The organism is Bradyrhizobium sp. WSM4872, assembly GCF_055811715.1.
On sequence record NZ_JBVVPT010000001.1, the window covers coordinates 209,760 to 223,059 of the forward strand.

Annotated in this window: 14 protein-coding genes and 1 pseudogene; 4 read left to right on the top strand and 11 right to left on the bottom strand. The window is 64.7% G+C overall.

The genetic code is table 11. The annotated features are described in order from the left end of the window. Positions 1 to 2: 2 nt before the first annotated feature. The 7 genes and pseudogenes from AC0L3C_RS01010 to AC0L3C_RS01040 all read right to left on the bottom strand — a co-directional run bounded on the left by AC0L3C_RS01010 (position 3) and on the right by AC0L3C_RS01040 (position 6,261). The gene (locus AC0L3C_RS01010) at positions 3 to 137 is read right to left on the bottom strand and encodes a hypothetical protein (protein WP_473261275.1); all 135 of its coding nucleotides are present in this window, start codon (positions 135 to 137) and stop codon (positions 3 to 5) included. A 38-nt stretch (positions 138 to 175) separates the two neighbouring features. Next, positions 176 to 646, bottom strand: a pseudogene (locus tag AC0L3C_RS01015) (TonB-dependent siderophore receptor); the annotation flags it as partial. Between the two features lie 360 nt (positions 647 to 1,006). Next, positions 1,007 to 1,672, bottom strand: a complete 666-nt coding sequence (locus AC0L3C_RS01020; RefSeq protein ID WP_106943594.1) for a methionine ABC transporter permease — start codon at positions 1,670 to 1,672, stop codon at positions 1,007 to 1,009. Continuing rightward, positions 1,662 to 2,843, bottom strand: a complete 1,182-nt coding sequence (locus tag AC0L3C_RS01025) for a methionine ABC transporter ATP-binding protein (protein WP_473406925.1) — start codon at positions 2,841 to 2,843, stop codon at positions 1,662 to 1,664. Before AC0L3C_RS01025 ends, AC0L3C_RS01020 begins: the two co-directional genes overlap by 11 nt. Before the next feature lie 232 nt (positions 2,844 to 3,075). Then, entirely contained in the window at positions 3,076 to 4,548 is a 1,473-nt protein-coding gene (locus AC0L3C_RS01030; RefSeq protein ID WP_473406926.1) for a DASS family sodium-coupled anion symporter, read from the bottom strand. A 114-nt stretch (positions 4,549 to 4,662) separates the two neighbouring features. Beyond that, entirely contained in the window at positions 4,663 to 5,469 is an 807-nt protein-coding gene (locus tag AC0L3C_RS01035) for an enoyl-CoA hydratase/isomerase family protein (RefSeq protein WP_473261281.1), read from the bottom strand. Between the two features lie 33 nt (positions 5,470 to 5,502). Further along, positions 5,503 to 6,261 carry a hypothetical protein gene (locus AC0L3C_RS01040; RefSeq protein ID WP_473406927.1) on the bottom strand — a complete coding sequence of 253 codons (759 nt, stop codon included), beginning with the start codon at positions 6,259 to 6,261 and terminating at the stop codon, positions 5,503 to 5,505. Between the two features lie 62 nt (positions 6,262 to 6,323). On the opposite strand from AC0L3C_RS01040, the gene nthA reads away from it, so the two are divergent. The 3 genes from nthA to AC0L3C_RS01055 are packed head-to-tail and all read left to right on the top strand — an operon-like array spanning position 6,324 to position 7,983. Next, entirely contained in the window at positions 6,324 to 6,950 is a 627-nt protein-coding gene (nthA, locus tag AC0L3C_RS01045; RefSeq protein ID WP_473261285.1) for a nitrile hydratase subunit alpha, read from the top strand. Continuing rightward, complete coding sequence (gene nthB / locus AC0L3C_RS01050) at positions 6,947 to 7,606, top strand: nitrile hydratase subunit beta (protein ID WP_473261287.1); 660 nt, start codon at positions 6,947 to 6,949, stop codon at positions 7,604 to 7,606. Before nthA ends, nthB begins: the two co-directional genes overlap by 4 nt. Continuing rightward, positions 7,606 to 7,983, top strand: coding sequence for a nitrile hydratase accessory protein (locus tag AC0L3C_RS01055; RefSeq protein WP_473406928.1), 378 nt, complete (start codon positions 7,606 to 7,608; stop codon positions 7,981 to 7,983). The genes nthB and AC0L3C_RS01055 overlap by 1 nt, the downstream gene beginning before the upstream one ends. 149 nt (positions 7,984 to 8,132) lie before the next feature. Here the strand turns inward: AC0L3C_RS01055 and queC are convergent, their stop codons facing one another. Beyond that, positions 8,133 to 8,846 (bottom strand): 7-cyano-7-deazaguanine synthase QueC, encoded by a 714-nt coding sequence (gene queC / locus AC0L3C_RS01060; protein ID WP_473284328.1) that lies wholly within the window; start codon positions 8,844 to 8,846, stop codon positions 8,133 to 8,135. Positions 8,847 to 8,985: 139 nt separating this feature from the next. Here queC and mazG point away from each other — a divergent pair, with 139 nt between their 5' ends. Continuing rightward, positions 8,986 to 9,846 carry a nucleoside triphosphate pyrophosphohydrolase gene (gene mazG / locus AC0L3C_RS01065; RefSeq protein WP_473406930.1) on the top strand — a complete coding sequence of 287 codons (861 nt, stop codon included), beginning with the start codon at positions 8,986 to 8,988 and terminating at the stop codon, positions 9,844 to 9,846. Positions 9,847 to 10,036: 190 nt separating this feature from the next. Here the strand turns inward: mazG and hflX are convergent, their stop codons facing one another. From hflX to ntrX, 3 genes are all read right to left on the bottom strand, one after another. Further along, on the bottom strand, positions 10,037 to 11,419 hold the full coding sequence (gene hflX / locus AC0L3C_RS01070) for a GTPase HflX (RefSeq protein ID WP_473406931.1): 1,383 nt from the start codon (positions 11,417 to 11,419) through the stop codon (positions 10,037 to 10,039). Between the two features lie 11 nt (positions 11,420 to 11,430). Next, positions 11,431 to 11,679 carry an RNA chaperone Hfq gene (hfq, locus tag AC0L3C_RS01075; protein WP_007591126.1) on the bottom strand — a complete coding sequence of 83 codons (249 nt, stop codon included), beginning with the start codon at positions 11,677 to 11,679 and terminating at the stop codon, positions 11,431 to 11,433. Positions 11,680 to 11,916: 237 nt separating this feature from the next. Then, positions 11,917 to 13,287 carry a nitrogen assimilation response regulator NtrX gene (gene ntrX / locus AC0L3C_RS01080; RefSeq protein WP_007591127.1) on the bottom strand — a complete coding sequence of 457 codons (1,371 nt, stop codon included), beginning with the start codon at positions 13,285 to 13,287 and terminating at the stop codon, positions 11,917 to 11,919. Positions 13,288 to 13,300: the final 13 nt, after the last annotated feature.

Here is a 13,300-nt window from a genome sequence, read left to right on the forward strand (position 1 = left end):
GTTCAGATCTCGCCAAGTACACGAGCAAAGTGTGTGAGTGCCGAAGCTTCCGCAACGTCATGCCCGGGCTTGTCCCGGGCATCCACGTTCTTAGTGCCGCGTGAAAGATCGTAGATGGCCGGGACAAGCCCGGCCATGACGACCTCTCGTGGACCCTCATCGTCGTCATTCCAACTCACCACCGATACGTCAGCTTGCCGATGGCCTTGCGTCCCTCCGCGTAGAAGCAGCCCGACAGGCTGTAGCAGGCGGCGACATAGCGGGTGTCGGCGAGGTTGGTGACGTTCAGCGACAGGCGCCAATTGTCCCTGGTGTAGGCGAGCAGCGCGTCCAGCACGGTCGACGATCCCACCTTGAACGTGTTGGCGTCATCGCCCCAGGTCGCGCCGACATAGCGGAGACCGCCACCGAACTGCAGGCCGGCGAGCGGCCCGGTCTGAAGCGTGTAATCGTTCCACAGCGAGGCGCGGTTGAGCGGCACCGTGACCGGCGCCTTGCCGACATTCACCGGATCCTGCGTGACCACAGCATCGACATAGGCATAGGCCGCGCGCAGGTTCCAGCCATCGGCGAGCGACATCGAGCCTTCGAGTTCGAGGCCACGCGATTTCACCTGAGCGGTCTGTTCGGCAATGTTGAGCCGGGGCTTCGACGGTGACGGCGGGGATCTGTGTCTGCGCCTCCACGGCACCGAAGGGAGTGGAGAGAGCAAATGTGCTAGCCGCTCCGAGGAAAAGCACCTGCATCTGTCGACGACGCGTGTCGGCACGCGAAGCAAGTTGGAAGTCGGTCACGTTTGTCGAGGCCCCACGCACTGCCGGCTTCGCCGGTACCGTTTTTGATGCCTCGCCCTAACGCAGGCGATTTCGGAGTGCGATAGGAACTGCGTTAGAATTTCTCCAGACGCGTGCGCAACGCGTGCGACGAATGCGCTCAGTCGTGTTTGGAAGTTTGGAATGTTTCCAGACCGACAAGAACCTGCTTGTTCGAAATGTCTAAAACCGCGTCAGCGATGTCGCAGCCGGCGATTGACCCGGCGCGCGAGATAATCGCCGGCGCTCTGCACGAGCTGCACCAGGGCGATCAGCACGACGACGACGGCCAGCATCATCTCCGGCATGAAGCGTTGATAGCCGTAGCGGATGCCGAGATCGCCCAGGCCCCCGCCTCCGACGGCACCGACCATGGCGGAATAGCCGAGCAGGCTGACAACCGCGAGCGTCAGCGCCAGCAGAAGACCCGGCAGCGCTTCGGGGATCAGCACCTTGAGCACGATCTGCATCGGCGAGGCTCCGAACGAGGACGCCGTCTCGATCAGGCCGCCGTCGACCTCGCGGATCGCGGCCTCGACCAGGCGTGCGATGAAAGGAGCCGATGCGATCGTCAACGGCACGATCGCCGCCGTCGAGCCGATCGAGGTGCCGGCCACCAGCCGCGTGAACGGGATGATGGCGACGACGAGGATGATGAAAGGCGTGGACCGCGTCGCGTTGACGACGATGCCGAGTACACGATTGACGACGGGCGCCGCGAACAGCTCGCCCTTCCGGCTGGTCGCGAGAAAGACGCCGAGCGGCAGGCCGAAGGCGGTGCCGATCAGCGCCGCGAGCCCGACCATGTACAGGCTCTCGCCGGTCGCCTGGACGATCAGGTTGATGAGTTCAGGCGACATAGCCGAGACGCTCCGCGGGACATTGATATTGTGAGAGCCAGGCCAGCGTGCGCGTCGTCGCGTCTTCGCCGCCATGCATGCCGAGAGGGATACCAAGCGTCAGCGAGCCGACGTGCTGGCCGCCGATCTCGTCGATGCGGGCCGACAGCAGCGACACGTCGAGGCCGAGTTCGCGCGCCAGCCGCGCCACCAGCGTGTCGCCGGCCCCTGCCCCGCGCACATGGACGCGGATCACCGCCTGTCCACCCGCAGGCGGCTCCGAAACGATCCGGCTCGCCAGCGACACCGGCAGGCTGTCGCCGATCACTTCGGCCAGGAAGGACTGCGTGATCGGATGCTTGGGGTGGGTGAAGATGTCGGAGACATGGCCGCTCTCGACGACGTGGCCGGCATCGAGCACCACGACGTCCTTGGCGAGCTGGCGCACCACGGACATCTCGTGGGTGATCAGCACGATGGTCACGCCGAGCTCGCGGTTGATGTTCGCGAGCAGATCGAGGATCGCCCGCGTGGTCTGCGGATCGAGCGCCGAAGTCGCCTCGTCCGACAGCAGCACGCTCGGCCGCGTCGCCAAGGCCCGCGCGATGCCGACGCGCTGCTTCTGGCCGCCGGAGAGTTCGGACGGGTAGCGGTCGTGCTTGTCGGCGATGCCCACCAGCGCTAGCAGCTCGGCCACGCGGGCTTTGATGTCCGCCTTGGCCCAGCCGGCGATCTCCAGCGGCAGCGCGATGTTGGCGGCTGCGGTGCGCGAGGACAGCAGGTTGAAGTGCTGGAAGATCATGCCGATCGAGCGCTGCGCCAGCCGCAAGTCGCGCCCTGCGAGCGCCGAGATGTCTCTGTTATCGACGACGACACGGCCCGTGGTCGGCCTCTCGAGGCCGTTGATGAGCCGGACCAGGCTCGATTTGCCGGCACCGGAGCGACCGATGATGCCGGTGATCGAACCGCGTGGGATCGCGAAGTCGATGTCTTGCAGGGCATTGACGCCGGGCTTGCCGCGATAGGCCGGATAGGTTTTCGAGATGCCTTCGAAGCGGACCATCGCGTCAGGCGCAGTCGCGGCAAGTGAAATCGCGGGACGTGAGATCGCGCGACCTGAGATCGCGTCGAGCTTTTCGATCGACTGTCCGATCGCGAGCGACGGGTGGACGTTCATGGAGGCGGCCTTCATGCACAATAGTTCCGCTTGCCCCCTGGGGGCATCCGGGAACCGGTCGCATCAAGCGACGGAGAGTGAAACTGCGAGGAGGACTCGGCTGGAGCGCGCTGCACCGCAGCGGGCACCATCGCCCTTTCAGGTCTCTCTGGCAATGTCAGATATCTGCGGTGAGTTGGACGAAGTTTTCCAAATGTCTCCCCGCTGAAGAAAATTCATCTGCCGCGGTGTTGGCCTCCCGCCCGGCTCAGGTGACCCGCAACCAGGGCCACACGATCAGCAGAAGCCCCGCGAAATAGAGCCCCCCGAAGATCAGCCCAAAACCCCAGAACTGACCCTTGCCGATATAGCCGCTGCCGAAATACATCGGCGCCGGCCCCGTGGCGTAAGGCGAGATCACGCCCATCAGGCCGAGCGAATACATGCAGAGCATGGCGAGCGTCGTGACCGGCAGGTCGGGGATGCCGGATCCGACCGCGAGCACCACGGGCAGCACGGCGGCGGCATGCGAGGTGATGCTCGAGAAGAAATAGTGGATCCAGAAGAACAGCGCGACCAGCAGGAGCATCGCGGTCGACGGCGACAGCCCGGCGAGCGGCTTTGCATATTCGGTGGCGAACCATTTGATGAAGCCGATCTCGTTAAGACCCGAGGCCAGCGTCAGCAGCGAGGTGAAATAGAAGAACACCTCCCAGGCGCCCTTCTCGGCGACGATGTCGGCAAACTCGATCACGCCCGTCACCAGCATCAGCGAGATCACGATGAACACGACGGTGGTGGCGTTGACGAAATTCGAGCCCAGAAGCGGCACGCGGATGTCCGGGCTCGAGCCCGCGATCCACAGAAACATCGCAAGCAGGATCAGCGCCAGCATGATCCACTCATTGCGCGACATCGGGCCCATCTCCGCGAGCTCCTTCGATGCCCATTCGGAAATCTCCGGGCTGCTCTTCACCTCGGGGCGGCAGACCGCGTAGCTGAGCAGCGGGACCAGCACCATCAGGAGAAGGCCGAGCGGCGCAAAGCCCAAGAACCACTGCGCCCAGCTGACGTCGATTCCGACGGTCTTCTTGGCGATGGCCAGCGCCGCCGCATTGGGCGCGAGCGCGGTGAAAAACAATGAGCTGGTGACGGCGGTCGACGCGAACGCGGTCCACATCACATAGGTGCCGATCTTGCCGGCGGTCGGTCCCGGCTCGGAGCCGTAGATGCGCGGGATGTTGCTGATGATGGGATAGACGATGCCGCCGCTGCGCGCGGTGTTGGACGGTGTCGCCGGCGCCAGCAAGAAGTCCGACATCGCCACCGCATAGCCGAGGCCGAGCGTGTTGGTGCCGAGCTTTTGCACCAGCACGAGCGCAATGCGGCGGCCCAGCTGGCTCTTGCGATAGCCGATCGAGAACACGAAGGCGCCGACGATCAGCCAGACCGTGCTCTCGGCAAAGCCCGCCAGCATCCAGCGCAGCGACTTGGTCGGATCGGGATCGATATAGCCGCCGACGCCGGCAACCGTCAGCCCGATCAGGCCGACCGCGCCGACCGGCATCGATTCCAGGATGAGACCGGTGATGACGGCCGCGAAGACGGCAAAATAGTGCCACTGATTGACATTGAGCCCCGCCGGCACCGGCCACAGATAGATCACCAGCCACACCGCGAGCGGCGCGATCAGCTTCCAGCGAAACCCTTTCGCCTCAGGCGCCTGCGAGCTACCGGCCATGGGCCCTCCCCCTCGATCGTCATTGTCGTCTGCCGGCCCGTTGATCGGGCCTATTTTGTCCCAGCGCCGCGTATACGGATAGTCCGCGGCGCAATCAATGGCCCGAGCCTGCTTCTACCGCCCTCTGAACTTCGGTTTGCGTCGCGTCAGGAACGCCTCGACGCCCTCCTTGTGGTCCTCGCTAAGGCTTGCCAGGGCGAATTGGTCGACGTCCATGTGGCTGGCGAGATTATCCAGCGCATGCGCCAGCCGGTTGACCGTGAGTTTCGTCATGGCAACGGAGAGCGGCGGCTGCGCTGCCACCTTGCGCGCAAGCTCCATCGCGGCATCGAACGCATGGCCGGGATCGACCACCTGCTCGACCAGGCCCCACTCATAGGCTTCATCCGCGCTGATGCGCTGATCGGCCAGGATCACCGCCTGCTTGGTCCGAGCCGGGCCGATCAAATGCAGCATGCGCGGAATGCTTTGCCAGCTCATGTTCATGCCGAGCCCGATCTCGGGCACCCGCAGATGGGCATCGCGTCCCATGACGCGGAAGTCGAGCGCGACGGCCAGCGCCACGCCGCCGCCGACGCAAAAGCCCTCGATGGCGCCGATCGTGATCTGCTCCATCTCCTGCCAGGCGTGGGTCAGGCGCGGTCCGAGCTTGAGATGCCGCCGCAGCGTGCCGAGGTCCATGTCCTTGCGCGCGCGCCCTTCGGCATCCTTGAGGTCGAAGCCGGCGCTGAACGCAGCCGCGCTGCCTGTCAGCACCACGACAGAGGTTGCGGAATCATCCTCAAAACTGCGCGCGGCCGCGGTGAGCTGGCGCAGCGCCTCGGGCGACAGCGCGTTGATGCCGTCGCCGCGGTCGAACCGCACCACCGCAATCCGCCCCTCCGGTCCGAGGCCCTTCTCGATCTTCACATAGTCAGGCAACGCAAACTCCCCTGGTCTTGGTCTTCCTGGCGCTCACAGATGCCCGGTACGCCGATGTTCGGGTTCGCTTCCATGGACCGGAAACCGGACCGTAGTCCCGATGGTGATCCAGTTGGCATTTTCGCCGGTGATGTTGCGGCCGTAGATCACATCGACGGAGAAGATCTCGTTCGGCCGGTAGCGGACGCCGGTCTGGAAACGCGGCTGCACGGCGCTCGCGATCTCGGAGGCGCCGGCCTGCCCGTATGCCTCGATCGTCCATTGCAGGGTGTCGGTGAATTTCCAATCGAAGCCGATGCCGTAGGTCAGGTAATGGCGATCCACCGTGCGATCCCAGAGCCAGCCGCCGTTGACGTTGATGCGCATGGTCTCGGACAGGCGGAAGGTCGCGGGGATGACGGCAAAGGCGGACAGGGCATCACCGGTCGCCGCGTCGAACGATCCGCCGCCATAGGCCGACAATCCCCACCGGCCGATCCCGGTCGGGATGAAATTCGTCTTGGCTTTCGGAGCAATTGTCGTGCTCCAGTCGCCGTCGCTGCGGGCCCGGATGCTCTGCAGGCTCAGCTCGATGGGCCTGAAGGGGTCGACCACACAGGAGGGATTGGCGACCGCCGAAAAATCCGTGTTGGAAGCCGTCGACAGCCAGCTCTCCACCTTGCAGGAGCCGACCTCGGAAATGTCGGCGGCATCGACCGCATAGGCGCCATTCGCTGCGCGCGCATCCTGCGCCGCGAATGCGCCAAGAGCGGCGATTGCGGCGGCTATTCCGGTTCTTGCAGCCCAGCCCATCGTGCGATGTTAGCAGAGTCTTCGCCTCGACAACGCCCGGATTCTGGGACTATCTTCGCCCCATGAGCGACCATCATCATCAGCACGATCACGACCATTCCGAGCTGTCGGAGACCGAGCTGCGCGTGCGCGCGCTCGAGACGATCCTGACCGAAAAAGGCTATGTCGAGCCGGCCGCGCTCGACGCCATCATTCAGGCCTATGAGACCCGGATCGGCCCCCATAACGGCGCGCGCGTCGTCGCCAAGGCCTGGAGCGATCCGGCATTCAAGACGGCACTGCTGGAGGACGGCTCGAAGGCGATCGGCACGCTCGGCCATGTCAGCCGCGTCGGCGACCACCTCGTCGTGGTCGAGAACACGCCGCAGCGTCACAACATGGTCGTGTGCACGCTGTGCTCCTGCTACCCCTGGGAAATGCTGGGGCTGCCGCCGGTCTGGTACAAGGCCGCGCCCTATCGCTCCCGCGCGGTGAAGGACCCGCGCGGCGTGCTCGCCGATTTCGGCGTGCAAGTCGCCAAGGACGTTGAAATCCGGGTCTGGGATTCGACCGCCGAAACGCGCTTTCTTGTGCTGCCGATGCGCCCCGCGGGGACCGAAGGCTGGAGCGAGGAGCAGCTCACCGAGCTGGTCACGCGCGATTCCATGATCGGCACCGGCTTTCCCAAGGCGCCCGGGGCGCCATCATGAACGGCGTGCACGACATGGGCGGCATGGACGGCTTCGGCAAGGTCGAGCCCGAGCCGAACGAGCCGGTGTTCCACGAGGAATGGGAGTCGCGTGTTCTCGCCATGGTGCGCGCGATGGGCGCGGCCGGCGCCTTCAACATCGACACCTCGCGCTTCTATCGCGAGACGATCCCGCCGCACGTCTATCTCTCGAGCTCCTATTACAAGAAATGGTTTCTCGGGCTCGAGGAGATGCTGATCGAGAAAGGCTATCTCACCCGGGAGGAAGTCGCCGCCGGCCACGCGATGCAGCCGGCCAAGGCGCTCAAGCACGGCAAGTTCGATCTCGGCCAGGTCGAGCGCATCATGGTGCGCGGCAAGTTCGCCCGTCCTGCCCCGGCACCGGCGAAATTCAAGATCGGTGACAAGGTCCGCGCGAAGAACATTCATCCGGCCACCCACACCCGCCTGCCACGCTACGTGCGCGGCCATGTCGGCATCGTCGAGCTGAACCATGGCTGCCACGTATTTCCGGACTCGGCGGCGATGGAGCTCGGCGAGAATCCGCAATGGCTCTACACGGTCGTGTTCGAGGGCCGCGATCTCTGGGGCGCGGACGGCGATCCGACCTCGAAAGTCTCGATCGATGCCTTCGAGCCGTATCTGGACCCGGCGTGATGAGCAGCACGGCTGCTGCTGCCGCGACGGCAGCGATCCCGAGCATTCCCCGTGATGATGACGGCCCCGTGTTCCGCGCGCCCTGGGAAGCGCACGCCTTCGCGATGGCGCTCACGCTGCACGAGCGCGGCGTGTTCAGCTGGCCCGAATGGGCGGCAGCCCTGGCCTCCGAGATCAAGCGCGCGCAGGCGGCAGGCGATCCCGATACGGGCGAGACCTACTATCTCCATTGGCTCGCCACGCTGGAAGGGCTGGTCGCGCGCAAGGGCGTTGCGTCTGCGGAGACGCTGCATCGCTACCGCGACGCCTGGGACCACGCGGCAGATCGCACCCCGCACGGCAAACCGATCGAGCTGAAGTCGGAGGATTTTCGGTAGCTCGGTAAGAGGCACGGTCGTGCCAAGCCCTACGCTGTCATTCCCCGCGAAGGCGGGGAATCCAGTACGCCGCGGCTTCTTGGCTCAAGCACGGTTTCTGGAATACTGGATCACCCGCTTTCGCGGGTGATGACACCGAGTCTGTGGTGTCACCGCCCCGCCACATACTCCCGCCACCCCTTCGCCCGCAGGCTGCAGGCCGGGCACTCGCCGCAGCCATAGCCCCAATCATGCTGAGCGCCGCGTTCGCCGAGATAGCAGGTGTGCGACTGCTCGCGGATGAGGTCGACCAGCCCGTCGCCGCCGAGGTCATGGGCGAGCTTCCACGTCGCAGCCTTGTCGATCCACATCAGCGGCGTATGCAGCTCGAACCTGCGGGCCATGCCGAGCGACAAGGCGGCCTGCATCGCACGAATGGTGTCGTCGCGGCAATCGGGATAACCGGAATAGTCGGTCTCGCACATGCCGCCGACGATATGACTGATGCCGCGCCGGTAGGCCAGCGCCGCGGCGAACGTCAAAAACACCAGGTTGCGGCCGGGCACGAACGTGTTCGGCAGGCCGTCGGCGCCCATCGCGATCGCGACGTCGCGCGTCAGCGCCGTCTCGGATACGGCCGCGAGCGTTGGGATCGACAGCGTGTGGCTCTCGCCAAGCCTGGAAGCCCAATCCGCGCGCAGATCCTTGATGCCCTCGAACAGCCGGTCGCGGCAGGCCAGCTCGATGGCGTGGCGCTGGCCGTAATCGAATCCCAACGTCTCCACGCGCGCAAACCGGTTCAGCGCCCAGGCAAGGCAGGTGGTGGAATCCTGGCCGCCGGAGAACAGCACCAATGCGGTTTCGGATGAAAATACGTCGCTCATGGCCCGCGCTTTAGCACTGCGCACGCGGCTCGCCAATCTGGCCCGCCGACCGGTGGAAATCACCCTGTTCCGCCGCGCTACGCTGGGAACGGGCGCTCGCTTTTGGCATAAGGCTTGGGAGCCAGGAGACCGCCCCGCAATGACCCCTTCCCGCGACATTTCCCGCCTGATCGAGATCATGGCGGCGCTGCGCACGCCGGTGACCGGCTGCCCCTGGGACCTCGAGCAGAATTTTGCGACCATCGCGCCCTATACGATCGAGGAAGCCTATGAGGTGGTCGACGCCATCAGCCGCGGCGACCTCGACGATCTCTGCGAGGAGCTCGGCGATCTGCTGTTGCAGGTCGTCTTCCACGCCCAGATGGCGTCGGAGCAGAACGCGTTCGCGTTTGGAGATGTCGTCGAGGCCATCACGCGAAAAATGATCCGGCGCCATCCTCACGTTTTCGCCGACAAGGAGGGCAACCTCGCCTCCTCCCACGTCAAGGAAGTCTGGGACCGCATCAAGGCCGAGGAGAAAGCCGAGCGCGCCGCGCGCCGGCCACCCCAGGAAGCGCCGTCCCACAAATCGCTGCTGTCGGGCGTGAAGGCCGGGCACCCCGCGCTGACGCGCGCCATGGAGCTGCAGCGCAAGGCCTCCACCGTCGGCTTCGACTGGAACGATCCGCGCGCGGTGCTGGCAAAAATCCGCGAGGAAGCCGACGAGATTGAGGCCGCCCTCGACCGCAACGACAGCGAGGGCCTGGCGGAAGAGACCGGCGACCTGATGTTCGCGCTGGTCAACCTCGCCCGCCATGTCGATGCCGACCCGGAAGCCGCGCTCCGCGCGACCAACGCGAAGTTCGAGCGGCGGTTTGCGTTTATCGAACGCGCGCTGGAAGCACAGGGGCGCACGCTGGAGCAGGCGTCGCTCGCCGAGATGGACGCGCTGTGGAACGCGGCGAAGGGAGACGAGCAAAGGGCTCCATCGACGGAGAGAAGCAACCAAGCGCGCTCCTAGCTCAAGCGTCGTCCTGGCGAAAGCCAGGACCCATTACCCCGAATGCACATTGTTGAACCACGCTGGAGCTACCAGCGTGCCAATTCCAGCCGCTTGTGGTTATGGGTCCCGGATCTGCGCTTACGCTTGTCCGGGACGACAGCGTTGATTGAGGCAGTAGTTAGCTCAACTCACTGGCGGGCGACGGCGTCTACGCGGACAGTCGCGGCACTGCGTCAAACCGGTTCACCACGATATCCCGCTTGGTCTCGTCCACCCGAACCGTCATATCGAAGCGGCCGTCGTGCAGCTCTTTCGCCAGCACCTCGGAATTCCGATGCAGCCAGCTGATGCCGGCGCCGTCGGAGGCATCGATGGAGAGGTCGAGCGTGATGCGTTTGGCAGCCAGGCGCTCCTCGATCGCGGCGAGCAGTGCGTCGACCCCCTCGCCCGACACGGCGGACACCAGCATTGCCGGATGATCTTCGGGGCGGCGCGCGGCGATGTTCAAAAGTTCTTCGCGCTGTTCGGGACCATAACGGTCGATCTTGTTCCAGACCTCGATGATGCGGCCTGAGTCATCGGGATTGATGCCGAGCTGGCGCAGCACGGCGTCGACGTCGCTCTGCTGCGCCTCGGCGTCGTCGTGCGAGATATCGCGCACATGCAGGATGACGTCGGCTTCCAGCACCTCCTCCAGCGTGGCGCGGAAGGCGGCGACGAGCTGCGTCGGTAGATTGGAGATGAAACCGACGGTGTCCGACAGCATCGCCTTGCCGCCGTGCGGCAGGGTGAGCGCGCGCAGGGTCGGATCCAGCGTGGCGAACAGCATGTCGGCGGCCTGCACGTCGGCGCGGGTCAGGCGGTTGAACAGCGTCGACTTGCCGGCGTTGGTGTAGCCGACCAGCGCAACGACGCGGTACGGCACGCGCTGGCGGCCTGCGCGATGCAGGCGGCGCGTCGCCTGCACCTTCTTCAGTTCGCCCTCGAGCTTGGAGATGCGCTCCTGGATCAGGCGGCGGTCGGCTTCGATCTGCGTCTCGCCGGGACCGCCCATGAATCCAAAGCCGCCGCGCTGGCGTTCGAGATGGGTCCATGAGCGCACCAGGCGCGAACGTTGGTAGTTGAGATGCGCGAGCTCGACCTGGAGCGAGCCTTCCTTGGTCTTGGCGCGACGTCCGAAGATTTCCAAAATGAGGCCGGTGCGGTCGAGCACCTTTGCCTGCAACTCCTTCTCGAGATTGCGCTGCTGGATCGGCGCAAGCGCGCAATCCATCACCACGAGCTCGACATCGAGGCTCTTGGCGAGCCCGGCGATTTCCTCGACCTTGCCCTTGCCGATATAGGTCGCGGGGCGGATCTGGTTGATCGGCGCGATGATGGCGTCGGCGACGACGAGATCGATCGCGCGCGCGAGGCCGGCAGCTTCGTCGAGCCGGGCCTCCGCGTCGCGCAGGACATGAGCTTCCGATTGCGCGTCGGCACTGCCTGCGCGCACCCGCAAATAGGGACCGATGACAAGCACCCGCCCCGTCTGCTTACCCCCTGCCGACCGCGGACGGTCGGCATCCCCGTCGAAATTCCGGGGTTCCAATCAGATCACTCTCAAGCCGGCTGGTCCTCGCCGCCTTCGAACAGCTGGATCGGAGCGCCCGGCATGATGGTCGAAATCGCATGCTTGTAGACGAGCTGCGAGTGACCGTCGCGCCGAAGCAGCAAACAGAAATTGTCGAACCAGGTCACGATGCCCTGGAGCTTCACTCCGTTGACCAGAAAGATCGTCAGTGGCGTTTTGGTTTTGCGAACGTGATTAAGGAAGGTGTCCTGCAGGTTTTGTGCGCGGTCTGCCGCCATTGTTTTTTTCTCGCTTTGAGTTTCTTTTTATTGCGCCGGTTTCGGCCCTCTTTTGAAATTCGGGGTCCTCGTCCGGTTGCCGTCCCTCATGAGATCCCCCTCGGAGGGACAGCGGTTCAATTAGAGGACAGGTAGGCTTATTAGGCAAGCCGCTTCACGCGGCAGGCCACGCCGTACTGCCCCGAAAAACTACGGAAATCGATGATTTTCCTCGCCTATTCCAACGACGTCGCAGCGTTAGCCGACGCCGAGCGCCTTCAACTTCCGGTGCAGTGCCGAGCGTTCCATGCCAACAAACTCGGCCGTGCGAGAAATATTTCCTGAAAAACGGCTGATCTGTGCAATCAAATAGTCGCGCTCGAACACTTCGCGCGCTTCGCGCAGCGGCAGGCCCATGATGTGCTCGCCATTGTTGCTGGTCGGCATCGCCGGCACCATGGAGCCGACGTCCTGCGGCAGCATGTCGGCAGTGATGATGACCTCCGGCCCGCCCGCGGCCAGAATCATGACTCTCTCAACGTTATTGCGGAGCTGGCGCACATTGCCCGGCCAGACATGGGATTGCAGCACCGCCATCGCGTCCTGACCGATCTGCCGCTTGGGCAGGCCGCTGCCCGCCGAGATCTGCTCCATGAAATAGTCGATCAATTCCGGAATGTCCTCGCGCCGCTCCGACAGCGCGGGCACGCGGATCGGCACCACCGAGAGACGGTGATAGAGGTCCTCGCGGAAATGGCCGGCCGCGATCTCCTCTTCCAGATTGCGCGCGGTGGATGAGATGATGCGGACGTCGACCTGCACCTTGCCGTTGCCGCCGACGCGCTGGAACGACTGCTCGACCAGCACGCGCAAGATCTTGTTCTGGGTCTCGCGCGGCATGTCCGCGATTTCGTCGATGAACAGCGTGCCGCCATGGGCCTCTTCGAGCGCGCCGGGCTTGCGCGCGTGCTCGCCGTTGGACTGCTCGATGCCGAACAGCTCGTGCTCCATCCGCTCGGGCGTGATCGCAGCGGCGTTGATGACGACGAAGGGACCGTCGGCGCGGCCCGAGGCCGTGTGCAACGTGCGGGCGGTCAGTTCCTTGCCGGCGCCTGCGGGGCCAACGATCAGGATGCGGCTGTTGGCCTTGGCCGCACGCTCGATGGTCTGGCGCAGCTGGTTCATGCTGGGCGAGCGGCCGACCAGCGAGCTTGCGCTCGGCGCGAGCTGCTTCAGCTCCTTGACCTCGCGTTTGAGCCGCGAGTTCTCCAGTGCACGGTTCGCGACCAGGATCAGCCGGTCGGTCTTGAACGGCTTCTCGATGAAGTCGTAGGCGCCACGCTTGATCGCGGCGACCGCGGTCTCGATGTTGCCGTGGCCGGAGATCATCACGACCGGCAGATCGGGATTGTCCTTCTTGACCTGCTCCAGCAGTTGCAAGCCGTCGAGCTTGGAGCCCTGCAGCCAAATGTCGAGGAACACCAGATGCGGCCTGCGGTTGGCGATCTCGGCAAGCGCCGTATCGCTGTCGCGCGCGGTCCGGGTCACGAAGCCCTCGTCTTCGAGGATGCCCGCAACGAGATCCCGAATATCGGCCTCATCATCGACAATCAGAATTTCACTTGCCATGGGTCGCGCCTGT

What these genes read in the sequence shown, in the direction of transcription:
- queC (WP_473284328.1), bottom strand. Translation starts at nt 8,846, where the DNA reads ATGAGCGACGTATTTTCATCCGAAACCGCATTGGTGCTGTTCTCCGGC.
- hfq (WP_007591126.1), bottom strand. Translation starts at nt 11,679, where the DNA reads ATGGCGGCAGACCGCGCACAAAACCTGCAGGACACCTTCCTTAATCAC.
- ntrX (WP_007591127.1), bottom strand. Translation starts at nt 13,287, where the DNA reads ATGGCAAGTGAAATTCTGATTGTCGATGATGAGGCCGATATTCGGGAT.
- AC0L3C_RS01040 (WP_473406927.1), bottom strand. Translation starts at nt 6,261, where the DNA reads ATGGGCTGGGCTGCAAGAACCGGAATAGCCGCCGCAATCGCCGCTCTT.
- AC0L3C_RS01020 (WP_106943594.1), bottom strand. Translation starts at nt 1,672, where the DNA reads ATGTCGCCTGAACTCATCAACCTGATCGTCCAGGCGACCGGCGAGAGC.
- nthB (WP_473261287.1), top strand. Translation starts at nt 6,947, where the DNA reads ATGAACGGCGTGCACGACATGGGCGGCATGGACGGCTTCGGCAAGGTC.
- AC0L3C_RS01055 (WP_473406928.1), top strand. Translation starts at nt 7,606, where the DNA reads ATGAGCAGCACGGCTGCTGCTGCCGCGACGGCAGCGATCCCGAGCATT.
- AC0L3C_RS01010 (WP_473261275.1), bottom strand. Translation starts at nt 137, where the DNA reads ATGGCCGGGCTTGTCCCGGCCATCTACGATCTTTCACGCGGCACTAAG.
- AC0L3C_RS01025 (WP_473406925.1), bottom strand. Translation starts at nt 2,843, where the DNA reads ATGAAGGCCGCCTCCATGAACGTCCACCCGTCGCTCGCGATCGGACAG.
- nthA (WP_473261285.1), top strand. Translation starts at nt 6,324, where the DNA reads ATGAGCGACCATCATCATCAGCACGATCACGACCATTCCGAGCTGTCG.
- AC0L3C_RS01030 (WP_473406926.1), bottom strand. Translation starts at nt 4,548, where the DNA reads ATGGCCGGTAGCTCGCAGGCGCCTGAGGCGAAAGGGTTTCGCTGGAAG.
- mazG (WP_473406930.1), top strand. Translation starts at nt 8,986, where the DNA reads ATGACCCCTTCCCGCGACATTTCCCGCCTGATCGAGATCATGGCGGCG.